The sequence below is a fragment of the Streptomyces sp. NPDC040622 genome (assembly GCF_055593965.1).
In genome coordinates this window covers 503,177-525,209 of the sequence record NZ_JBVIXD010000009.1, presented here as the reverse complement: position 1 = coordinate 525,209, position 22,033 = coordinate 503,177, and the positions used below count along the sequence as shown (strand labels likewise).

Below are 22,033 nucleotides of genomic sequence, written 5' to 3'. Positions count from 1 at the left end.
GGCTGCGGCTGCGGCTGCGGCTGCGCGAACAGCCTCTCCGCCCGCAACCGCGCCGCCTCCGCCGACGCGCGCCTGCGCCGGGCCCGCCCCCGGGCATCACGGTGGTGCGCACGGCCGTCGGACGCGGGGCCGCGGCCAGGGCCGCTCGTTGCGGAAGGTGTCCGGGAAAGTGATCGAAGTGCCATGCCGACGACGTTAGGCACAGCCGGAACATCGTGTTGATCTTGGTCAATTACCGTGGATTACCCGGCAGTTGTGGATATCTCCGTCACCCACACGTGGCACGTGCCACTCACGAGCCCCTCTCTCGCCCCCGAACCTCACCCCTCACCGCGGCGAGACCACAGCCCCCAACAACCCCGGCCCCGTGTGCGCTCCGATCACCGCGCCGACCTCGCTGACATGCAGGTCCGCCAGGCCCGGCACCCGCTCCCTGAGCCGGTCGGCGAGCACGGTCGCCCGTTCCGGTGCCGCCAGGTGATGTACCGCGATGTCGACCTCGCCCGCGCCGGCCCGCTCGACCACGATCTCCTCGAGCCGGGCGATCGCCTTCGACGCCGTCCGCACCTTCTCCAGCATGTCGATGCGGCCGCCGTCCAGCTTCAGCAGCGGCTTCACGGCCAGCGCGGAGCCCAGCAGCGCCTGCGCGGCGCCGATGCGGCCGCCCCTGCGCAGATAGTCGAGAGTGTCGACGTAGAAGTACGCGGAGGTGTCGGCGGCCCGCTTCTCCGCGGCCGCCACCGCCTCCTCCACCGAGGCTCCCGCCTCCGTGGCCTGCGCCGCCGAGAGGGCGCAGAAGCCGAGGGCCATCGCGACCATGCCGGTGTCCACCACCCGCACGGGGACCGGTGCTTCCTTCGCGGCGAGGACCGCCGCGTCGTACGTGCCGGAGAACTCGGCGGACAGGTGCAGCGAGACGATGGAGGTGGCGCCCGCCTCGGCGACCTTGCGGTACGTGTCCGCGAACATCTGCGGGCTGGGCCGGGACGTGGTCACCGGCTTCCGCTTCTGCAGCGCCTGGGCGAGGGAGCGGGCCGAGATCTCGGTGCCCTCCTCCAGCGCCTGGTCGCCCAGGACGACGGTCAGGGGCACCGCGGTGATGCTGTGCCGCTCCATCGTCCGCTGCGGCAGGTAGGCCGTTGAATCCGTGACGATCGCGACATGGCGGGACATGAGCTGGAGATTACCTGTCTGGGTCGTCGGGTGGCAGCCCAGCCCCTGCTCGGCCGGATCCCGTGAGGCCCCCTGTGCACGGGAGGATCCCCGTTCACGGGAGGCTCCCCGTGTCGCCGGGCCGATCAGGTCGTGCTCTCGGGCTTGGCCTTCTTCTCCCAGGGATGGGTGGCCCTGGGGGTGGGCGGAGTGATCGCGGGCTGCGTCGGCTCGTGGGCCGCCCGCCGGTCGGGCCCGGACGGCTCGGTCCAGGTCTGCTCGGCGCTCTTGCCCGCCTCCGGCACGGGTTCGGGCCAGGCGGCCGGGGTCTGCGTGGCCGGCGGCTCCGCGGCGGTCCAGTGCCGCAGGGCGCCGGCCTCCATGTCGATCTGGGTGCTGAGCGAGTCCAGGTCGTCGCCCGCGAACCGGTGGGCCCGGTCGCGCGCCGACCACCGCAGCGAGTCCGCCGCCTTGGTGATCTGCTGGGTGCGCTCCCGCAGCCCGGGCAGGCGCTGGGCCAGGGCCGCCTTGTCCGGGTCGCGCTCCAGGCGCCCGAGCTCGTCGTCCAGCTCGTGGCCGTGGACGCTGAGCCGCTCGAAGAGTCCCAGAGACTCCTTGAGCGAGGCGTCCTCGGCCACGCCCGCGTGCAGCGCGTCCTGGGTGGCCCGCATCGAGGTGCGCAAGGAGATCCGCAGCTGGGCCAATTCGGCGGGGGTGCCGATCTGGCCGAACGCCTTGGCGCGGAGCGTGGTGTCCTCCACGGTCCGGCGGGCCTGCGAGAGGGTGCGGTCCACCCCGCGCTTGGCGGCTCGGCCGACCTTCACCGTCGCGTACGCGCCCACGGCCACGAACAGCACGAAGAGCAGCGCGACCACTGCGAACACCACGTCCACGACGCTTCTCCTTCGGCCGGCGAACGGCTGACTCTGGCTCGGCTGCGGCGCGATCGCCGCTCTTCCACGGTAAACGCAACGGGCAGGCCGAGGGTTCCAACGGAACCCCCAACCTGCCCGTAAGGGAAGACCCCGATGCCTCTACGCAGGCACGATGTTCACCAGCTTCGGCGCCCGCACGATCACCTTGCGGATTCCCGCGCCGTCCAGCGCCGCGACGACCTTCTCGTCGGCCAGCGCCACCTTCTCCAGCTCGGCGTCGGAGATCGACGGGGAGACCTCCAGGCGCGCCTTGACCTTGCCCTTGATCTGCACGACGCAGGTCACGGACTCGTCCACGACGTACGCCGGGTCGGCGACAGGGAAGTCCTGGTGGACGACCGAGTCGGAGTGACCCAGCTTGCGCCACAGCTCCTCGGCGACGTGCGGGGCCAGCGGCGCGATCAGCAGCACCAGGCGCTCCGCGACGGGCTTCGGCACTACGCCGCCCACCTTCGTCAGGTGGTTGTTCAGCTCGGTGATCTTGGCGATCGCGGTGTTGAACCGCATGCCGTCCAGGTCCTGGCGCACGCCGTCGATCGCCTTGTGCAGGGCGCGCAGCGTCGTCTCTTCGACGTCGGCCTCGGCGACGTCCGCAACGGTGACCTCACCGGTCGACTCGTCGACAATCAGACGCCACAGCCGCTGCAGCAGGCGGTACTGGCCGACTACCGCGCGCGTGTCCCAGGGGCGGGAGACGTCCAGGGGGCCCATCGCCATCTCGTACAGGCGCAGGGTGTCCGCGCCGTACTCGTCGCAGATCTCGTCCGGCGTGACGGCGTTCTTCAGGGACTTGCCCATCTTGCCCAGCTCGCGCTTGACCGGCTCGCCCTCGAAGAAGAACTTTCCGTCGCGCTCCTCGACCTCGGTGGCCGCCACCGGGAAGCCGCGGCTGTCCCGGTAGACGTAGGCCTGGATCATGCCCTGGTTGTACAGCTTGTGGAACGGCTCGGCCGACGAGATGTGGCCCAGGTCGAACAGGACCTTCGACCAGAAGCGCGCGTACAGCAGGTGCAGCACCGCGTGCTCGGCGCCGCCCACGTACAGGTCGACGCCGCCGGTCGGCTGCCCCTCGCGCGGACCCATCCAGTACCGCTCGACGTCGGGGTCGACCAGCTGCTGGTCGTTGCGCGGGTCCAGGTAGCGCAGCTCGTACCAGCACGAACCCGCCCAGTTGGGCATGGTGTTGGTCTCGCGGCGGTACTGCTTGGGGCCGTCGCCCAGGTCCAGCGTGACGTTGACCCAGTCCTCGTTGCGGGACAGGGGCGTCTCCGGAGAGGTGTTCGCGTCGTCGGGGTCGAAGGTGCGCGGGGAGTAGTCCTCGACCTCCGGCAGCTCCAGGGGCAGCATCGACTCGGGCAGCGAGTGGGCGATGCCGTCCTCGTCGTAGACGATCGGGAAGGGCTCGCCCCAGTAGCGCTGGCGGCTGAACAGCCAGTCGCGCAGGCGGAAGTTGACGGTGCCCTCGCCGATGCCGCGGGTGGCCAGCCAGCCGGTGATGCGGGCCTTGGCGGTGGCGACGTCCAGGCCGTCCAGGGAGATCTCCGCGTTCGAGGAGTTGATCAGCTTCGCCTCGTAGGAGGAGAAGGCGTCGTCCCAGGTGCGGGTGTCGGTGCCGCGGTCGTCGGACGGCTCGACCACGCAGTGCATGGGCAGGTGGAAGGCGCGCGCGAAGGCGAAGTCGCGGCCGTCGTGGGCCGGGACGGCCATGATCGCGCCGGTCCCGTAGCCCATCAGGACGTAGTCGGCGATGAAGACCGGGACCTGCTCGCCGCTGACCGGGTTGGTGGCGTAGACGCCGGTGAAGACGCCGGTCTTCTCCTTGGCGTCGGCCTGGCGCTCGACGTCGGACTTGGCGGCGGCGAAGGCGCGGTACTTGGCGACGGCCTCGGCCGGCGTGGCGTGCCCGCCGGTCCACACCTCGTGGGTGCCCTCGGGCCAGGCCTCGGGGACGACCTTGTCGACCAGGTCGTGCTCGGGCGCCAGGACCATGTAGGTCGCGCCGAACAGGGTGTCCTGGCGGGTGGTGAAGACGGTGATCGCGTCGCCTTCGACACCCACGGGGAAGTCCACGCGGGCGCCTTCGGAGCGGCCGATCCAGTTGCGCTGCTGCAGCTTGATGGCGTCGGGCCAGTCCAGCGCGTCCAGGTCGTCCAGCAGCCGGTCGGCGTACGCGGTGATGCGCATGTTCCACTGGCGCAGCTTCGCCTTGAAGACGGGGAAGTTGCCGCGCTCGGAGCGGCCGTCGGCGGTGACCTCCTCGTTGGCCAGGACGGTGCCCAGGCCGGGGCACCAGTTCACGGGCGCGTCGGAGGCGTACGCCAGGCGGTACGTGCCCAGCACCTCGGCGCGCTCGGCGGCGTCCAGCTCGCTCCACGTGCGCGTGGTGTCCGGTACGGCGCGGTCACCGCTCTCGAACTGCGCGACCAGGTCGGCGATCGGGCGGGCCTGCCCGGCGTCGGCGTCGTACCAGGAGTTGAAGATCTGGACGAAGATCCACTGGGTCCACTTGTAGTACTCGGGGTCGATCGTCGCGAACGACCGCCGCTTGTCGTGGCCCAGGCCCAGCGCGCGCAGCTGGGACTTCATGTTCTCGATGTTGGCCTCGGTGGAGACCCGCGGGTGGGTGCCCGTCTGCACGGCGTACTGCTCGGCGGGCAGGCCGAAGGCGTCGAAGCCCAGGGTGTGCAGGACGTTGTGGCCGTTCATGCGCTGGAAGCGCGCGAAGACGTCCGTGGCGATGTACCCCAGGGGGTGGCCGACGTGCAGGCCCGCTCCGGAGGGGTACGGGAACATGTCCATGATGAACTTCTTGGGCCGCTCGGCCAGGGCGGCCTCGGCCTCGTTCCGCGCGGCCAGGTCGCCGCTCGGGTTCGGCGCCTCGTAGGTGCCGTCGGCGTCCCAGAAGTCCTGCCAGCGCGCCTCGATCTCGGTGGCCAGAGCGGCCGTATAGCGGTGCGGCGCGGCCACCTCGGAGGCGGCAGCAGAATTCGTCTCGCTCATGATCCTCAAAGCTCCATCGATCGTCTCTGCCTGCGGAATCGGCCGTCCGGCCAAATAAAAATGCCCCTCGCACAGGAGGGGACGCCGCGCCGATTCCCACCGCGATTCACCGGCGGTGGGGACTGATCAGCGCGGCCCGCTAAGCAGAAGGCGTACGGCACGCATGGCGTCAGGGTACCGCAGGCCTCCCGGGCCTCGCGACGGGCTTCCGCCCGCGCCGCCCGCACCGGCCGCACACCGCAGCCGTGCGGCCCGCCCGTCACCGGCCAAGGGTCGATCAACGAGCCTTGGCCAAGGGTTACTCGGCGTACCGCCCTCTATCGGGGCAACACCAAGATCGTGTCGCGCTTTGATAACAACGCAATAACTCAAACCCCGTACCCACCGGTATGGAGCGACTTAGCATGCGGCGGGACCGAACCATTTCGGAGTCGCCCCCATGAACCCTCTGCACCCGCACCGCAAGAGCCGTTCCCTCTCCCGACCGTCTCCTCGTTCGTCTCACTCATCCCGCTCGTCTCGCCCATCTCCCTCATCGGGTTCGCCCTCCTTCGCCGCCGTCCCGCTCTCGCGGGCCCTGAGCGCCGGAGCCCTGCTCCTGATACCCGTGCTCGTCTTCGCCGGCAGCGACGCCTTGCGTGCCGCGATCGACTTCACCTCGGGCGTGCTGTCCCTGGTCTCACTGACCGCCGCCGTCGCCTGGGGCCTGGTCGCCACCGACCGCCTCTTCCTGCACTCGCGCCAGCGCCTGCTGGCCCAGGCCGTGCACCGGGCCACCGCGATCGCCTCCGTGGGCTTCCTGCTGCTGCACGGCACGGTCAAGGTGGCGCTCGACCATGTGTCGCTGTCGGGCGCCCTGCTGCCGTTCGGGCTCGGTGTGTCCGGCAGCGCCGGGCTCATCGGCCTCGGTTCGCTGGCGGGCCTCCTCATGATCGCCACGGCCGTCACCGGCGCCCTGCGCAGCGCCTTCGCCTCCCCCGCGCGGGTCGCGTCGCGCTGGCGGGCGGTGCACACGCTCGCCTACCCCGCCTGGTGCTCGGCGCTGGTCCACGGCCTGTACGCGGGCCGCCAGCCGAAGCCGTGGGTGGTCGCCCTGTACTGCCTGTGCCTGGTCGCGGTCGCCGGGGCCGTCGCGCTGCGCGCCGCGCCCCTCCCGGTCAAGCGGAGGGTCGCCGCCCGGATCCTCGCCCTGCTCGAACCGGACCGTGCGGGCCGGTCGCCCGACGCGCCTCCCGCGCGGGACGCCGCCGCCACCCCGCCGCCCGGCACGACCGCCCCCGCATCCGCCCCGGACCCGGTCGTCGGCATCTCGGCCGCCTACCGCGCGCTGGCCCCCACCTCGCCCCCGCACCCGACCGTCCCGCCGCCCCGCGAACCCGTGGGCCGCTGGCCCGCCCCCTCGCCACCACCGCCCGCCGAGTCCCCCCACATCGCACCCCAGCCCACGTACGACACGGCCCCTCAGCCCGTCTACGACCCGTCCTACGACGCCCCGCTCGACACCGCGTACGACCCCGTCCTCGATCCCGCGTACGACAGTGGCCCCGCCGCCGAACCGCTGCACCGGCCCTTTCAGGCCCCCAGCACGGGCGAGCCCTGGAACGCCGCCACCGGAGGCCATCCGTGAACGCGTCGCTGCCCGACGTCCCCGAAGTCCGCGTCGTCGGACTGCCCCTGCTCACCTCGGGATTCGACCTCGTCGAACGCCTCGACCTCGCCATGCACCTGAAGGTGCACGGCCCCCTGGAACCGATGCCCGGCGAACCGCTCGCCCGCCTCTCCGAGCACATCACGCTGCGCGGCCGGGGCGGCGCGGGCTTCCCCTTCGCGCAGAAGCTGCGGGCCGTCGCCGACGCGGCGATACGTCGTGGCGTACGTCCCGTGGTCGTCGTCAACGGCAGTGAGGACGAACCGGCCTGCCGCAAGGACACCGTCCTGATCAACCGCGCCCCGCACCTCATCCTGGACGGCGCCCTGCTCGCCGCCGAGGCCCTCGGCGCCCGCACCCTGGTCGTCGGCGTGACCCGCGACTCCACCGAGGCCTCGATGCGCACCGCTCTGGCCGAACGGGGCCTCGGCAACCGGCGCGGATCGGCCCTTCGCGCGCGCGTGCAGCGCAATCCGGTGCGCATGGTCACCGGAGAGTCCTCCGCTCTCGTCCGCTCGGCGGACGGCGGCCCGCCGCTGCCACCGGGCCGCAAGGTGCGGACGTCCGACTCCGGGGTGGGGGGCGCCCCCACCCTGCTCTCCAACGCGGAGACCTTCGCCCAGCTCGCGGTCGCCGCGCGGGTGGGCGCCGACCGCTACGGCCGCACCGGCCTGCGCGAGGAGCCCGGCACGGTCCTGCTGACGCTCTCCGGAGCGGTCGCCCGGCCGATGGTCGTCGAGGTGCCCACCGGAGTGCCCCTGCGGTACGTCCTGGAGCTCGCCGGCGCACCGGCGCTCCCCCAGGGTGTGCTGACGGGCGGCTATCACGGCAGGTGGCTCGACACCGTCACGGCGCACGACGCCGTCGTCTCACGCGCCGCCCTGGACGCCTGCGGGGGCGCGCTCGGCGCGGGCGCGATCCTGCCGATCGGCGAAGACACCTGCCCGCTCGGGGAGTCGCTGCGCGTCGCGCACTGGCTGGCCGCCGAGAGCTCCGGGCAGTGCGGGCCCTGCTACCTCGGCCTCCCCGCGGCGGCCCGCGGCCTCGCGGACGTCCTGCAGGGCGGCGGCCCGACCGCACTGGAGGCGCTGCGCGAGGTGACCCGGGCCGTGAAGCGGCGCGGCGCGTGCAAGCATCCCGACGGTTCGGCGGCCTTCCTGGAGTCGGCGATCTCCGCGTTCACCGACGACCTCGCGGCGCATGTCCTGGGCGACGGCTGCGGGCGTCCGGTGGAGGGCGTGCTGCCCCTCCAGGCGGAGGCGCCCCCGGCCGAGGCCCCCAGTGGCCGCAAACTGGCCGTCGACTGGACGCTCTGCCAGGGCCACGGACTGTGCGCGGACATCGTCCCGGAACTGATCCAGCTGGGCCCTGACGGCTTTCCCTCGGTCGCGGAGGCATCCGTACCGCGCTACTCCGAAGCGCGTGCCACGCGTGCCGTGCGGCGCTGTCCCGCGCTCGCGCTGCGCATCGAGGAGGATCCGAAGGCCGCGCTCCGGGGCCGTCCCGCGCTGCCGGCGGCGCTGCCGCCCGGCCGGGGCCGCAGGGCGCTCGGCAGCGGACGGCAGTGACGGGGGTGACGGCAGTGACGGGGGTGACGGGGGTGACGGGGGCGACGGGGGCGACGGGGGCGACGGGGGCGACGGACGAGGGAATGACCGACGCATGACCGGCCGGGAATGAGGAGCAGACAGAAAAGCGGGCCACCCGATCCGGGTGGCCCGCTCATATCCTGTGGAGCTAAGGAGAATTGAACTCCTGACCTCCTGCATGCCATGCAGGCGCTCTACCAACTGAGCTATAGCCCCTTGCCTGTCCGCCCGGTTTCCCCGGCGGCTCCGCCAACATTACACGGTCCTACCCGTGCTCCACCAAATCGATTCCAGTCTGGTCCGTTCTGGGTCGATACGGCCGGTACTGTCGGCCTTCGTGACCGTGATCGCGCTCGCCGCCGCCCGCCGCCGTGTGCCTCTCGCCGCCGGGGCCTGCCTGCTCTCCTTCACGGCCTTCTGGCTGGCTCAGCGCGCCGCCGACGTCTCGATGATCGACCTGATGGTCTACCGGGCCGAGGGCGAGACCGTGCGCGCGGGCGGCGACCTCTACGCGCTGCGCACCACCGAGGCCCGGCTGCCCACCACCTATCCGCCGTTCGCCGCGCTCCTGTTCACCCCGCTGACGCTGCTGGACACCGCGGACATGCGCACCCTGGCGACGCTCACGAACCTGCTGCTCCTGGTCGCGTTCGCGCACCTGTCCCTGCGGCTGGTGCGGGGCGAGCGGCACGCGCGCGTGGAGAGTGCCCTGTGGGTGGCCGCCGTCGCCGTCTGGTGCGAGCCGGTGTGGACGACGCTGCGGTACGGGCAGATCAATCTGCTGCTCGCCGTGCTCGTCGTGTGGGACCTGTCCCGGCGCCCCGGCCACCGCTGGGCGGGCGTGGGCATCGGCGTCGCGGCGGCCGTCAAGCTGACGCCCGCGCTCTTCGCGGTGTTCCTGCTGCTCGTCGGCGCCGCCGAGGCCCTGCGGCGCGGGCCCTGGCGGCCGGTCGTGCGGCACGCGTGCGGGGCGGCCGTGGCCTTCGCCGGCGCGACGCTCCTCGCGGCCGCCGTCCTGCCGTACGACTCGTGGCGCTTCTGGACCCGCATGGTCTTCGAGGCGGGCCGGGTCGGATTCGCCGAGGACACCGCGAACCAGTCGCTGCGCGGCGTTCTGGCCCGGCTCCTGCACACCGGGGAGCCCGGCGCCCCCTGGGCCCTGGCCGCAGCGGCTGTTGGCGCGGCGGGCCTCGCCGTGGCGGTGGCCGCGGCGCTGCGCGGGGAGCGGGCCCGGGCGGTGCTCGCCTGTGCGGCGACGGCGCTCCTGGTGAGCCCGGTGTCGTGGTCGCACCACTGGGTGTGGTGCGTGCCGATGGCGCTCCTCCTGTGGACGGAGGCGGCGCGCCGGGGCGGGCACGCGCGGTGGGCGCTCGCCGCGGGCGTGTCCCTGGTCTTCTGCTCGTACGCCCTGTGGTGGGTGCCGCACGGGGAAGGACGAAACGAACTCGGCCAGAATTATGGCCAGATGACGCTGTCCGCCCTCTACGTAGCGACCGCTTTCGCGTTCCTGCTGGTCGCGCTCACGCGGTCGCGAACGAGTAGAAGCGCTTGAGCGTGCAGTGCTCGTCCAGCAGCCGACCGTAGATCGGCTCCCCTTCGAGCTCGCGGTACGTCTCGATGGGGTCGCCCTTTATGATCAGCGCCCGCGCGCACTCCTCGCACCAGTACTGGTACTCCGGGTTGACGGGTTCCATGTCGCGGACGATCGGCGTGCCACCGCCGCACCAGTCGCACTTCCGCCTGTGTGCACCCATCGATCAGCTCCGGCTGTGGGCGCAGGCGGTGCACATGTACGAGACTCCGCCGTGGTCACCGAGTACGTGGGCGACGGGGGCCGAGCCGCAGGAAGGGCAGTCGAGGAGTGTGCGGAGTCCGCGTCGATCTCGCACGGCCGCCGCTTCGGAGAGGCGGTCGACCCCTCCGAGGATGCTCGCAGGCATCTCGCTCTCCCTCCCGTCGGGCTGCGTCCCCTTCCGGCCGTCCGATTCTGCCACGGTCTGAGCGACCCGGTCAGCGACGCATTCGTACCAGTCCGGACACGGCACCGAGTGCGGCGACAGCGGCCAGCGCCCAGGCGCACACCAAAAGCGCGCTCCCCGATGAATACGCCCCCGGAGCCCCTTCCGACTCAAGCCGGTTGAAGAACAGCGCACCGAAGCAGGCGACTCCGGTCAACTGGCCGAGCTGGGTGACCGTCGCGAGCAGACCGCTGGCGTCCGCCGCGTCCTCGGCCCGCACCGTGGCGAGCGCCCGGGTCAGCGTCGGACCGAAGCCCAGCGAGAGCCCCGTGCCGACGCCGACGAAGGCCGCGTAGAGCCAGAGCCCGCCGTCACCGCCGTCGCGCAGCAGCAGCCCCACGGCGGCCGTCGACAGTGCGGTCAGCACGAACCCGCCGGGGATCAGTGCCCGTTGGGCCGCCTGCGGCCAGCCGCGCCACGTCAGCCCGACCAGGCCGAAGGCCACGGCGGTCGGCGCGAAGGTGAACCCGGCCCGCAGCGCACTGTGGCCGAGGCCGCCTTGGACGTGCAGGGTGAGCGTGAGGAGGAAGCCGGCGTTCACGGCCATCGCGGCGGCGATCCGGAAGACCGCGAGACCCATGCCGGGCGTGCGAAGGACCCGGGGCGCGATCAGCGGTGCGCCGCCGCGCCGGGCCAGCCGGGACTCGTACGCGCAGAACAGGGCGAAGCAGCTTCCGGCGGCGGCCGGCGAGAGCCAGGTCCACAGCGGCCAGCCCTTCTGCTGCCCGAGCACCAGCGGCACGGTGAACAGCGAGACGGCCGCGCCGAGCAGCACGAGGCCGGGCAGGTCGAGCCCCCGGGCCCGCGCCGCCGCCCGCTCCGCGTCGTCGTCGCGCGGCAGCACACGCACCGCCACGGCCAGCAGGACGACGCCGAAGGGCACGTTGACCAGGAACACCGGCCGCCAGCCCGCGCCGAACAGGTCGGCGCTGACGAGGACGCCGCCGAGCACCTGCCCGGCGGCGGCGCCGGTCGCGAGGACCGCCGCGTACGCGCCGAGCGCCCGCCCCCGCGCCTCGCCCGCGAAGTGGCGCTGGATCAGGCTGAGCACCTGCGGGATGAGGACCGCGGAGCCCGCGCCCTGCAGCAGCCGGAAGGCGATCAACTCGCCGGTCGTCCGGGCCAGTCCGCAGGCGAGGGAGGCCGCGGTGAAGACCGCGAGCCCCGCGAGGTAGACGCGGCGGTGGCCGACGCGGTCGCCGAGGCGCGCGCCGGTGATCAGGAGCACGGCGTACGTGATGGTGTAGCCGGCGATCACCAGCTGCAACCCGGCGCCGGACGCGTGCAGTTCGGTGCGGATGGTGGGCGCCGCGACATTGACGATGAAGGCGTCGAGGAGCGCCATGAACTGGGCGGCCAGCACGACCGCGAGCAGCCGTCCGGGCCGGTTGTCAGTGCCGGAGGCTTTACTGGACGGGAAAGTCGGACCCGCGGGGGCGGGTGGGGTGGTCGTCGTCATGCCGTGAGCGTGCGGGCGGTCCGGTACGGGTGACGAGAGCCCGCCGATGCTGGTACTGACAGCACCTGTCAGCGCTCGTGGCGGCCGTGGACGATGGGGGACGTGACGACGATGGCGACCGCACACGAACAGCACCGGGGAACGCACCCGCTCGGCCGGCCGGGGGCGGGCCGGCGCCGGCGTCCGGAGCTCGCCGCCTTCCTGCGCGGGCGCAGGGCGCGGGTCACACCGGCCGACGTCGGCATGGCCCCGGGCCTGCGCCGCCGCACGCCGGGCCTGCGCCGCGAGGAGGTCGCCCAGCTCTCCGGCGTCGGCGTCACCTGGTACACCTGGCTCGAACAGGGCAGGCCGATCAACGCCTCGCCCCAGGTCCTGGACGCCGTGGCGCGCACCCTGCGCCTGGACCAGCCGGAGCGCGAGCACCTGTACCACCTGGCCGAGGTGCCGTACGCCCCGGACCACGAGGCCTCGGCGGAGGCGGTGGGCGCGGAGATCCAGGGCATCATCGACGCCATGGACCCACGCCCGGCGGTGGTCTACAACGGGCGCTACGACATCCTCGCCACCAACCCCGCCTACCGCGACCTCTTCCTCCTCCCCCAGCCCGCCGGCACCGGCGTCCCGAACGTGCTGTGGGCGCTGTTCACCGTGCCGGCGGAGGAGTGCCCGCTGGTCTTCCGGGACGCGGAGCTGCCCGTGATGGTGGCGACCCTGCGCAGTGCGTACGGCCGGCATGCGGGCGAGCCCGCCTGGGAGGGCTTCCTGCGCCGGCTGTCCGCCGCCAGCCCGGACTTCGCGCGGCTCTGGGACAGCGGGGACGTGATACCGCCGGGGCGCCGCGTGAAGACGTTCCGGCACCGGGCCATCGGTGAACTGCGCGTGACGTCGGTCTCCCTGAGCATCAACGGCATGCCGGAGTGCCGGATCGTCGTCTACACCCCGGACGACGAGGAGAGCAGGGGCCACATCGCCGAGCTGCACCGGCTGCGGACGGCTGATTCACGAGCGGGGGAAAAGGAAAATCCCGCCCCCTGACGGGGACGGGATTTCCATCACTGTGGAGCTAAGGAGAATTGAACTCCTGACCTCCTGCATGCCATGCAGGCGCTCTACCAACTGAGCTATAGCCCCTTGCGTTCTTCCCGCTCGGCGGGCGAACAAGAAGAACTTTAGCCTGCGACCAGCCGGAATGTGAAATCCGGGTCGGGCCGCCGCTCGGCGCGGCTCCGGGGTGCTCAGTCGTCGTCGCCGAGCACCGGTTCCGGCAGCGTGCCCGCGTTGTGCTCGAGGAGGCGCCAGCCCCGCGCGCCCTGGCCGAGGACCGACCAGCAGCAGTTCGTGAGACCGCCCAGACCCTCCCAGTGGTGGGGCTCCAGACCCAGCAGGCGACCGATCGTGGTGCGGATGGTGCCGCCGTGGCTGACCACCACCAGCGTGCCGTTCTCGGGGAGTTTCTCGGCGTGACGCAGCACGACGGGAGCGGCCCGGTCGGCGACCTCGGTCTCCAGCTCGCCGCCGCCCCGGCGCACCGCCTCGCCGCGCTTCCACGCGGCGTACTGCTCGCCGAAGCGGGCGATGATCTCGTCGTGCGTGAGGCCCTGCCATTCACCGGCGTACGTCTCCTGGAGGCCCTCCTCGTGCGTGACGGGGAGACCGGTGATCGCGGAGAGCTCGCCGGCCGTGGCAGCCGCCCGCTTGAGGTCGGAGGCGACGATGGCGTCCGGCTTCAGGGAGGCGAGGAGCCGGGCGGCGCGCCTGGCCTGGGCGACGCCCGTCTCGGTCAGCTCGATGTCGGTGGAGCCCTGGAAGCGGCGTTCCAGGTTCCACGCGGTCTGGCCGTGCCGCCACAGGATGATCCGGCAACCCCGGACGGTCACCGCAGCTCACCGTCCAGGTCGGCCTCCTCCGCGGCCCGCTGCTCGGCGTGCTCGGCGGCCTTGCCGCGGGTGGCCTTGGCCTCCTCGGGCAGGTCGATCTCGGGGCAGTCCTTCCACAGGCGCTCAAGAGCGTAGAAGACACGCTCCTCGCTGTGCTGGACGTGCACCACGATGTCCACGTAGTCGAGGAGGATCCAGCGGGCGTCGCGGTCCCCCTCGCGGCGGACCGGCTTGGCGCCGAGCTGCTTGTTCAGCTGCTCCTCGATCTCGTCGACGATCGACTTGACCTGGCGGTCGTTGGGCGCGGAGGCGAGCAGGAAGGCGTCCGTGATCGACAGCACGTCGCTGACGTCGTACGCGATGATGTCGTGCGCGAGCTTGTCGGCAGCCGCCTGGGCGGCGACGTTGATGAGCTCGGTGGAGCGGTCCGTGGCGGTCACTAGTGAGCTTTCCTTCGGCTGGTGGATACACCCCAAGGGTCTCACGGACCGCCGACACCGCCCCCAGACGATTACGTCACCGCCCCGGCGCGGACGGCCGCACGCCGCCCGCACCGGCCCTTCCCACCCGGTTCCCCGCCGTTTCCCCGCCGGTTCTGCGCCGGGTTCTCACCCGGTCCGGTAGTCCTGGCCGAGGACGACGGAGACGTCGGCGTTCTGCGGTGTGCTGCCCTTGCGGACCGCGCTCGCGGGCAGGCCCAGGGTCTTCGCGACCTCGGTGGCCTGCGTCTTCTTGTCCGCGTCGGCATAGGTGACCTGCGAGGTGGCCTCCGCCGTGCTGCCCGCGCCGCTGTCGATGAAGGTGTAGCCGCCGTTGACCAGGGAGACCCTGGCGTCCTGGGCCGCGGTCTTCTTGCCGGAGGCGTTCTTGACGCCGACCCGTACCGCCGCGTCCTTCTCCGGGCTCTTCACGGCGCCGCCGAGGACGTCCTTGACCACGCTGTCGCCCGCCTTCTGGGACAGCGTGCCGTCCTGCTGCACGGGCAGCAGCGTCGTCTTGTAGTCGCCGCCCTTGGCGCGGTCGGCGAGCTTGGCGAGGAAGGCGCCGAGGTCCTTCTCCTCCAGCGAGGGGTCGAGGATCTGCGCCAGCGACTGCACGGTGGTCGTGGCCGCCTGCGGGTCCGAGGAGAGCTTGCGCAGGACGCCCTGCATGACCTGGCCGAAGCGGTTCAGCTGGGCGGTCTCGGGCTCGCCGGAGGTGCGGTAGGTGGCGTAGGCGACGGCCATCGGCCCGCTGAGGGTCTGCTGCTCGCCCTTCTTCACCAGCGGCGCCTCGCCCTTCTTCGCCTTGGGGTCGGGCACGTCGGCGTCCGTGTCGACGTCGATGTTGCCGACGAGCTCGACGAGGTTGTTCAGGTACGGGGTGTCCAGGCGCCAGGTGCCCTCGACCTCGGTGCCGAGCACCGTGTCGATCGACTCGCGGGTGCCGGTCGAGCCGTCGTCGTCGACGGACTTCCCGAGCGTCGTCGGCGTGCCGTCGTCGTCCGAGACGCCGAGGGAGTTGGGCAGCAGGACGGTGGCGCCCTGCTTGGTGGTGGCGTTGTTGACCAGGAGCGCGGTGGAGGTGCCCTTGCTCTTGGTGTTGTGCAGGTGCACGACGATCACGTCGCGCTTCTGGGGGCCCGACGCGGCGGCCGCGGCGCCGGCGTCGTCCGACTGGCCCGGCAGCTTGCCGGCGAACCACAGGTAGCCGACGCCGCCCGCGATCACCAGCGCGAGGACCACGACGAGCGCGACGACCCGGGAGCGGCCGCGCCGCTTGGCCTCCTCGCGCCGCTCGGTGCGGCTCTCGGTGAACTTCAGCCAGTCGATGACGTCTTCGGATTCCTCGTCCGGCTCCTCGATGAACGAGAACTGCTCGGTCTGGTACTCGCCCGGCTGCTCCCGCCGCGGCGCACGCCCCGGCGCGCGTCGCGCGGGCTCGGGCTCGGGCTCAGGCTCGGGCTCCGGTGCGGGCGCGGCCATGGGCGGCTGCGGGTGTTGCTGCTGGGGCTGGGGCTGGGGCTGGGCCTGCGGCTGCTGATGTTGCTGGGGCTGCTGTTGTTGTTGCTGCTGCTGAGGAATCCAGCCCGTGCCCTGCGTGGCCGCCGCGCCGTACGAGGCACCGTTGGTGTCGTACGCGGTCCCACTGTTGTCATAGGCGGTCCCGCTGTTGTCGTACGCGGTCCCGGCGCCGCCGTACGCGTCGTACGCCCCGGTGCCGCCCGCTGAGCCCGCACCGTAGGACCCGGTGTCGTAGCCCTGTTGCTGCCCGTGTTGCTGCCCGCCCGCGTAGGGGTCGTACCCGTACCCCTGATGCTGCTGCGACTGCTGCTGGTGAGACTGCTGCTGGGGCACCTGCGGCTGCACCTGCTGGTACACCGGCCGTCCGTACTCGTCGTACCCGACGACCTGGTACTGATCAGCCGTGTACTCGCCCGCATACGGGTCGCTGCCCGCATACGGGTCGTACTGTCGGTCGTTCACCGGTGCCCCTCTCGGCTCATTCGCCGCGGTACAGCTCGCGCTTGTCGATATAACGCACCACACCGTCGGGCACCAGGTACCAGACCGGATCCCCCTTGGCGACCCGCGCGCGGCAGTCCGTGGAGGAGATGGCCAGGGCCGGCACCTCCACCAGGGAGACACCGCCCTTGGGCAGTCCGGGGTCGGCCAGCGTGTGGCCGGGCCGGGTGACCCCGATGAAGTGCGCGAGGGAGAAAAGCTCTTCCGTGTGCCGCCAGGTGAGGATCTGGCCGAGGGCGTCGGCGCCCGTGATGAAGAAGAGGTCCGTGTCGGGGTTGAGGACACGCAGATCGCGCAGCGTGTCCGTGGTGTAGGTCTTGCCGCCGCGATCGATGTCGATGCGGCTCACCGAGAACTGCGGGTTCTCGGCGGTCGCGATGACCGTCATCAGATAGCGGTCCTCGGCGGGCGAGACCTGCTTGTCGCTCTTCTGCCACGGCTGGCCGGTCGGTACGAACATCACCTCGTCGAGGTGGAACTGCGCGGCGACCTCACTGGCCGCCACGAGGTGTCCGTGGTGGATCGGATCAAACGTTCCGCCCATGACGCCGAGGCGGCGCTTGCCGTTGCTCACCGGACCGGTCTCCGGACCGGTAGGCATGTCCTGCTCTCCCATGCGTGCAGACCCTACCGGCCCGGCGGACGGGCCCTGTTTCAGCGGTCCCGTTCGGGGACGGCCGGGCTCAGCGGTCCCGGTTGAAGCGGGTGGTGATCCACAGGAGCAGCAGGAGGACGACGAAGGCGCCGCCGCCGGTGAGGAGAGGGCTGAGGCTTTCGTGGTTGCCGCCGTGCTCGCCGCCCTCGGAGGCGAGAGTGACCAGCTGGGCGGCGTTGCTGTGGAGGCTCATCTCAGGCAGGACCTATCCGGAGGTGGGATGGACATAAAGACTTCCGGGCCATCGTAAGCGGGAGGCTCGTTCCGCCTTACGCCGACTCAGCCGTTGCGGTGGTCGGCACCCTTGTCCGCGCTCTGGTCGGCGCTCTCGCCTGCGTTCTTGCCCGCGCTCTTGTCGGCACCCGCACCGGCACCCTCGCCGGCGCCCTTGTCCGCGCCCTCGCCGGCGGCTTCGCGGGCGCCTGTGCCGGCAGTTGCACCCGGCGTGGCCTCCGCGCTCTCCCCGGCCTCCGCCCCCGTCTCCGGCTCCGTCCGCCTCTCGGGCGTACGCGCCGGGCTCCTGTCGGGCGCGCTCCCGGCGCCGCGGACGGTGCCGTTGTCGCTGCTCTGGCGGTAACCGCGCAACAGGAACCAGCCGACCAGTACGCATCCGACGACCATGACGATCAGCACGATCCGCAGCAGATTGCCCGGACCCTGCCGCTCCGCGGCCTTGGCCGCCTCGGTGAGCCAGGCGGCCCCGGGGTTGTGCTCCATGACGGAAGACTCCTTCTGTGTGCTGCCCTGTCACGGTATCCCGCCTAGGCTGGGCCTCACCTCGGGGGCACGGTCGGGGGCACGGGAGGACGAGACATGGGGGATGCGGGATGACCGACGACAACCGGTACGGCGGGGGCGGCGAGGGCCACGAGCGCGTGCCGAGCCGGCAGCGCAGGCGCTTCCCCGACATCTCGTCGCGTGCCTACGAGCACCCGGCGGACCGCTCGGCCCTGGTGGCCCTGCGCAAGCTCAGCGGCTTCGACACGGTCTTCAAGGCCCTCAGTGGCCTGCTGCCCGAGCGGAGCCTGAGGCTCCTGTTCCTGTCGGACTCCGTGCGCGTGTCCGACGCGCAGTTCGCGCATCTCAACACCATGTTGCGCGACGCCTGTTACATCCTGGACCTGGAGAAGGTCCCGCCGATGTACGTCAACCAGGACCCGGTGCCGAACGCGATGTGCATCGGCCTGGACGAGCCGATCATCGTCGTGACGACGGGCCTGGTCGAGCTGCTCGACGAGGAGGAGATGCGGGCGGTCGTCGGCCACGAGGTGGGCCACGCCCTCTCCGGCCACTCCGTCTACCGCACGATCCTGCTGTTCCTGACGAACCTCGCGCTGAAGGTCGCGTGGATCCCGCTCGGCAATGTCGCGATCATGGCGATCGTCACCGCGCTGCGCGAGTGGTTCCGCAAGTCCGAGCTGTCGGCGGACCGGGCGGGGCTGCTGGTCGGGCAGGATCTGAAGTCCTCGATGCGCGGCCTGATGAAGCTCGCGGGCGGCAACCACCTGCACGAGATGAACGTGGACGCGTTCCTGGAGCAGGCCGAGGAGTACGAGGCCGGGGGCGATCTGCGCGACTCCGTCCTGAAGATCCTCAACGTCCTGCCGCGCACCCATCCCTTCGCCACGGTCCGCGCCGCCGAACTGAAGAAGTGGGCCGAGTCCCGCGACTTCCAGCGCATCATGGACGGCCACTACCCGCGCCGCGACGAGGACAGGGACACCTCGGTCTCGGACTCCTTCCGCCAGTCGGCGTCGTCGTACGCCGACAACGTCCGCAACAGCAAGGACCCGCTGATGAAGCTGGTCAACGACATCGCGGGCGGCGCGGGCGACCTGGGCGGCAAGCTCCGCGGGAAGTTCACGGGGCAGGGCGGGCAGGGCGGCCAGAGCGGCCAGAGCGGCCAGAGCCAGGGCGGCACGGACGGTGCGGACGGCGGCGGCACCCCGCCCGGCGACAAATAACCCGTCAGGACGCCGTCAGGACGCCGTCGGCGGGAGCGAGGGCTGGGCCGAGGCCGCCAGCGATCCGCACAGCGACATCGCGTCACCCGTCGCGAACGGATCGGTGCCGGCCGGGCCGCCCGCCTTCGCCTTCTCCCCGGCGAGCAGCGGCCGCAGCTGGTCCGCCGTCCCGGCCGAGCAGGCGAGGGGCCCCGCCTGGGTGGCGGAGGTGATCACCTCCGCCCGGTGCATGCGCAGGTCGTCGCGGTCGAAGCGGAAGTGCAGCTCGCGCCGGACGGTGAACAGCGACGCCCGGGCGCGGTCCTTGCTCGCGCCCTTGGCCGCTTCCTTGCCCGCGGGCCGCAGTGCGTAGACGAACGTGTGGTCCGAGGTCACTTCGAGGGTGTTCTTGTCGGCCTCGACGATCCGCATCGCGCCGTCGGCCCTGACCCGCCGGTCGGCGAGCGCCGTCCTCGTCGGGTCGAACCGCACCAGCCAGCCGGTGGCGGCGTGCCGCCCGTCGGCCACCGGGTGGGCGAAGCTCCGGTCGAACTGGGCCAGTTGCTCCGGGTCGACCAGGATCCGCACGGAGCGCGCGGAGCCGCCGACGAGCACGTCCGGGTCGAGCGAGGACTCGACCAGGTAGTCCTTGGCGGTGATCAGCGCGGCCAGCACCTGGCTGTCGGAGAAGTGCGAAGTGCGGCGCGAGGCGGGGAGGTTGATGCCTCCGGCGCCCACCCGGAACTCCGCGGCCGGGCTGTGCGCGTACAGGTCGGCGACGCTCTTCGAACCGGGGACGCGGCCCGGCGGGGCGAGGGGTATCACGGTCATGCGCAGCGGCTCGGGGCGCTTGGCCGCCGGGGTCTGGTACGGGTGGCGTACGCCCATGTAGATCGCCGTGCCGAAGGCCACCGCGATCAGCACGACGAGGACCACGAGCTGCCGGGACAGGCCCCGGTGGAGTCCCGGGCGGCGGCGGACGGCGCGCGCGTGATCGCCCATGCGCTCCTGCGCGGAGAACTCCTGGAGGCGGGCAGCCCGCACGAACGACTCGTCGAAGACAACGGATCGGTACTCGTCCTCGCCACCGCTCGGAGCGCCCTCGGGCGTCCCCGCCGGTGGGTCTCCTGGCCCGCCCATACTTTCAGAGTAGGTCTCGGGGCGGTCAGGTAAACGCCCTGGTACACGACAAGTTCTGAGAACTCCTCACGGGTGGCCGCGACAACACCCTGCCAGGCCGCGCGGGGTGGCGCTCAGGGTCTGCGCGGCTCCGCGGGCACGGCCGACTGGCTGAACTCCGCCGAGACGGAGGGGCTGGGTGACACCGCCTTGTCCGCGCTCTGTCCGACCTCGGTCGAGGCGGGCGCGGGCACCTGGTCCTGGCGGCCCGACGAGGAGGCGCCGCGGTAGACGGCGGTGAAGGCGAGGGCGACCATGCCGATGCCCATCAGGAGGGCGAGCAGCCACGCGACGGGCCGGTGCCAGCGGACCTGGCCGGGATGGCGGCCCGGGCGCCCGTACCCCTCGTGGCGGGGGTCGTGTTCGTAGACCTCGTCGAGGTCGTCGTCGCGGCCGAACTCGCTGCCGTCGTCGGGGCCGAAGCCGTCCTCGAAGAGCTCGTCGTCCGTGGCGTCGTGGCCCCGGCCGCGGGTGCGGGCCCGGCGGGCCTCTGCCTCGGAGGCCTCGGCGCGCGCCTGGGCGGCCGCCAACAGGCGCTCCACGGCGCTGGGTTCATGGATCTCCGCGGCTCGCACGAAGTCCTCGTCGAAGACCACGGAGGCGAACTCTTCGTCCGCACCCCCGCGGTCGCGGTCGTCGTCGGGCTCCCCGCCGTCAGGGAACGACGGCGTGCCCCCCACGTCCTCCGGCACCCCTCCAGCGTAGCCCTGGAGGGGGCAATTTGGGCAGCCGGTAAGGGAATTCGGCGTGCTTCGGTCATATGCCCGTCAGCGGATGTGACCGTCGCCCGTCACGATGTACTTGGTCGAGGTCAGTTCGGGCAGCCCCATCGGGCCGCGCGCGTGCAGCTTCTGCGTGGAGATGCCGATCTCGGCGCCGAACCCGAACTGGCCGCCGTCGGTGAAGCGCGTCGAGGCGTTCACGGCGACCGTCGTGGAGTCCACGAGCTGGGTGAAGCGGCGCGCGGCCCGCTGCGAGGTGGTGACGATGGCCTCCGTGTGCCCGGAGGTCCACAGCCTGATGTGCTCGACGGCCTGCTCCAGGGTGTCGACGACGGCGGCCGCGATGTCGTACGAGAGGTACTCGGTCTCCCAGTCCTCGGTCGTCGCGGGCACCACGGTGGCCTTGGTGGCGTCCGCGTACGTGAGGACGCGCTCGTCGGCGTGCACGGTCACCCCGGCCTCCGCGAGGGCGTCCAGGGCGCGCGGCAGGAACGCGTCGGCGATGTCGCGGTGCACGAGCAGGGTCTCCGCCGCGTTGCAGACGCTGGGGCGCTGCGCCTTGGAGTTGATCAGGATGTCGACGGCCATGTCGATGTCGGCCTCGGCGTCCACGTACACATGGCAGTTGCCGGTGCCGGTCTCGATGACGGGGACGGTGGACTCCTCGACGACGGTCCTGATCAGCGAGGCGCCGCCGCGCGGGATGAGGACGTCGACGAGGCCGCGGGCGCGCATCAACTCCCTTACGGAGTCACGGTTCTCGCCCGGCACGAGCTGGACGGCGTCCGCGGGCAGGCCGGCGCCGTGCACCGCGTCGCGCAGGACGCGCACCAGGGCGGTGTTCGAGGCGTGCGCCGACGACGAGCCGCGCAGGAGCACCGCGTTGCCGGACTTGAGGCAGAGGGCCGCCGCGTCCACGGTGACGTTCGGGCGGGCCTCGTAGATGATGCCGACGACGCCGAGCGGGACGCGGACCTGGCGCAGGTCGATGCCGTTGGGCAGCGTCGAGCCTCGGACGACCTCGCCGACGGGGTCGGGCAGCGCGGCCACGTCGCGCACGTCGCCCGCGATGGCCCGGACCCGCTCGGGGGTGAGGGTGAGCCGGTCGACGATGCCCTCGTCGGTCCCGGCCTCGCGGGCGCGGGTGATGTCCTTGCCGTTGGCCTCGACGATCTCCGCGGTCCGCACCTCGAGCGCGTCGGCGATCGCGAGCAGCGCGTCGTCCTTGGCGGCCCGTGGCAGCGGCGCGAGGGTGGCGGCGGCACCGCGGGCGCGGTAGGCGGCCTGGGCGACCGGCGAGAGGTTGTCGTAGGGCGAGACGGGAGAGAGCGACGTCATGCCCGCAGGGTAAT

At 72.1% G+C, this 22,033-nt stretch carries 19 protein-coding genes and 2 tRNA genes; 5 read left to right on the top strand and 16 right to left on the bottom strand.

Going from position 1 to position 22,033, the window contains the following annotated elements:
- Window positions 1-327: 327 nt before the first annotated feature.
- The 3 genes from ACZ592_RS27925 to leuS all read right to left on the bottom strand — a co-directional run bounded on the left by ACZ592_RS27925 (window position 328) and on the right by leuS (window position 5,087).
- Window positions 328-1,173: a DegV family protein gene (locus ACZ592_RS27925; RefSeq protein WP_471584379.1), complete on the bottom strand. Its 846-nt coding sequence runs from the start codon at window positions 1,171-1,173 to the stop codon at window positions 328-330.
- A 125-nt stretch (window positions 1,174-1,298) separates the two neighbouring features.
- Entirely contained in the window at window positions 1,299-2,045 is a 747-nt protein-coding gene (locus ACZ592_RS27920; protein WP_471584378.1) for a hypothetical protein, read from the bottom strand.
- Between the two features lie 141 nt (window positions 2,046-2,186).
- Window positions 2,187-5,087 carry a leucine--tRNA ligase gene (gene leuS, locus ACZ592_RS27915; protein ID WP_471584377.1) on the bottom strand — a complete coding sequence of 967 codons (2,901 nt, stop codon included), beginning with the start codon at window positions 5,085-5,087 and terminating at the stop codon, window positions 2,187-2,189.
- 607 nt (window positions 5,088-5,694) lie between these two features.
- Here leuS and ACZ592_RS27910 point away from each other — a divergent pair.
- Entirely contained in the window at window positions 5,695-6,714 is a 1,020-nt protein-coding gene (locus ACZ592_RS27910) for a hypothetical protein (RefSeq protein WP_471584376.1), read from the top strand.
- Window positions 6,711-8,303 (top strand): NADH-ubiquinone oxidoreductase-F iron-sulfur binding region domain-containing protein, encoded by a 1,593-nt coding sequence (locus ACZ592_RS27905; RefSeq protein ID WP_471584375.1) that lies wholly within the window; start codon window positions 6,711-6,713, stop codon window positions 8,301-8,303. The genes ACZ592_RS27910 and ACZ592_RS27905 overlap by 4 nt, the downstream gene beginning before the upstream one ends.
- A 164-nt stretch (window positions 8,304-8,467) precedes the next feature.
- Here the strand turns inward: ACZ592_RS27905 and ACZ592_RS27900 are convergent.
- Window positions 8,468-8,540: transfer RNA gene (locus ACZ592_RS27900), tRNA-Ala, on the bottom strand.
- A gap of 121 nt (window positions 8,541-8,661) precedes the next feature.
- On the opposite strand from ACZ592_RS27900, the gene ACZ592_RS27895 reads away from it, so the two are divergent.
- Entirely contained in the window at window positions 8,662-9,876 is a 1,215-nt protein-coding gene (locus ACZ592_RS27895) for a glycosyltransferase 87 family protein (RefSeq protein WP_471584374.1), read from the top strand.
- Here the strand turns inward: ACZ592_RS27895 and ACZ592_RS27890 are convergent.
- Window positions 9,845-10,078, bottom strand: coding sequence for a hypothetical protein (locus tag ACZ592_RS27890; RefSeq protein WP_454409781.1), 234 nt, complete (start codon window positions 10,076-10,078; stop codon window positions 9,845-9,847). The genes ACZ592_RS27895 and ACZ592_RS27890 overlap by 32 nt on opposite strands.
- A 256-nt stretch (window positions 10,079-10,334) precedes the next feature.
- Window positions 10,335-11,801 (bottom strand): MFS transporter, encoded by a 1,467-nt coding sequence (locus ACZ592_RS27885; RefSeq protein ID WP_471584373.1) that lies wholly within the window; start codon window positions 11,799-11,801, stop codon window positions 10,335-10,337.
- Between the two features lie 111 nt (window positions 11,802-11,912).
- On the opposite strand from ACZ592_RS27885, the gene ACZ592_RS27880 reads away from it, so the two are divergent.
- The gene (locus ACZ592_RS27880) at window positions 11,913-12,836 is read left to right on the top strand and encodes a helix-turn-helix transcriptional regulator (RefSeq protein WP_471584413.1); all 924 of its coding nucleotides are present in this window, start codon (window positions 11,913-11,915) and stop codon (window positions 12,834-12,836) included.
- Window positions 12,837-12,859: 23 nt separating this feature from the next.
- On the opposite strand, the gene ACZ592_RS27875 is transcribed toward ACZ592_RS27880, so the two are convergent.
- From ACZ592_RS27875 to ACZ592_RS27845, 7 genes are all read right to left on the bottom strand, one after another.
- Window positions 12,860-12,932: transfer RNA gene (locus ACZ592_RS27875), tRNA-Ala, on the bottom strand.
- A 104-nt stretch (window positions 12,933-13,036) separates the two neighbouring features.
- The gene (locus tag ACZ592_RS27870) at window positions 13,037-13,678 is read right to left on the bottom strand and encodes a histidine phosphatase family protein (RefSeq protein ID WP_471584372.1); all 642 of its coding nucleotides are present in this window, start codon (window positions 13,676-13,678) and stop codon (window positions 13,037-13,039) included.
- A complete protein-coding gene (rsfS, locus tag ACZ592_RS27865) occupies window positions 13,675-14,118 on the bottom strand; it encodes a ribosome silencing factor (RefSeq protein WP_055550452.1) in 444 nt (147 codons plus the stop codon). Before rsfS ends, ACZ592_RS27870 begins: the two co-directional genes overlap by 4 nt.
- A gap of 168 nt (window positions 14,119-14,286) precedes the next feature.
- The gene (locus ACZ592_RS27860; RefSeq protein WP_471584371.1) at window positions 14,287-16,143 is read right to left on the bottom strand and encodes an LCP family protein; all 1,857 of its coding nucleotides are present in this window, start codon (window positions 16,141-16,143) and stop codon (window positions 14,287-14,289) included.
- A 16-nt stretch (window positions 16,144-16,159) separates the two neighbouring features.
- A complete protein-coding gene (gene nadD / locus ACZ592_RS27855) occupies window positions 16,160-16,798 on the bottom strand; it encodes a nicotinate-nucleotide adenylyltransferase (RefSeq protein ID WP_471584370.1) in 639 nt (212 codons plus the stop codon).
- A gap of 67 nt (window positions 16,799-16,865) precedes the next feature.
- A complete protein-coding gene (locus ACZ592_RS27850; protein WP_150184080.1) occupies window positions 16,866-17,030 on the bottom strand; it encodes a hypothetical protein in 165 nt (54 codons plus the stop codon).
- Window positions 17,031-17,116: 86 nt separating this feature from the next.
- A complete protein-coding gene (locus tag ACZ592_RS27845; protein ID WP_471584414.1) occupies window positions 17,117-17,554 on the bottom strand; it encodes a hypothetical protein in 438 nt (145 codons plus the stop codon).
- Between the two features lie 110 nt (window positions 17,555-17,664).
- On the opposite strand from ACZ592_RS27845, the gene ACZ592_RS27840 reads away from it, so the two are divergent.
- Entirely contained in the window at window positions 17,665-18,801 is a 1,137-nt protein-coding gene (locus ACZ592_RS27840; protein ID WP_471584369.1) for a M48 family metallopeptidase, read from the top strand.
- 15 nt (window positions 18,802-18,816) lie between these two features.
- Here the strand turns inward: ACZ592_RS27840 and ACZ592_RS27835 are convergent, their stop codons facing one another.
- The 3 genes from ACZ592_RS27835 to ACZ592_RS27825 all read right to left on the bottom strand — a co-directional run bounded on the left by ACZ592_RS27835 (window position 18,817) and on the right by ACZ592_RS27825 (window position 22,019).
- A complete protein-coding gene (locus tag ACZ592_RS27835; protein ID WP_471584368.1) occupies window positions 18,817-19,920 on the bottom strand; it encodes an SCO2583 family membrane protein in 1,104 nt (367 codons plus the stop codon).
- 113 nt (window positions 19,921-20,033) lie between these two features.
- Entirely contained in the window at window positions 20,034-20,651 is a 618-nt protein-coding gene (locus tag ACZ592_RS27830) for an SCO2584 family spore wall biosynthesis protein (RefSeq protein ID WP_471584367.1), read from the bottom strand.
- A 75-nt stretch (window positions 20,652-20,726) separates the two neighbouring features.
- Window positions 20,727-22,019, bottom strand: coding sequence for a glutamate-5-semialdehyde dehydrogenase (locus ACZ592_RS27825; protein ID WP_471584366.1), 1,293 nt, complete (start codon window positions 22,017-22,019; stop codon window positions 20,727-20,729).
- Between the last annotated feature and the right edge of the window lie 14 nt (window positions 22,020-22,033).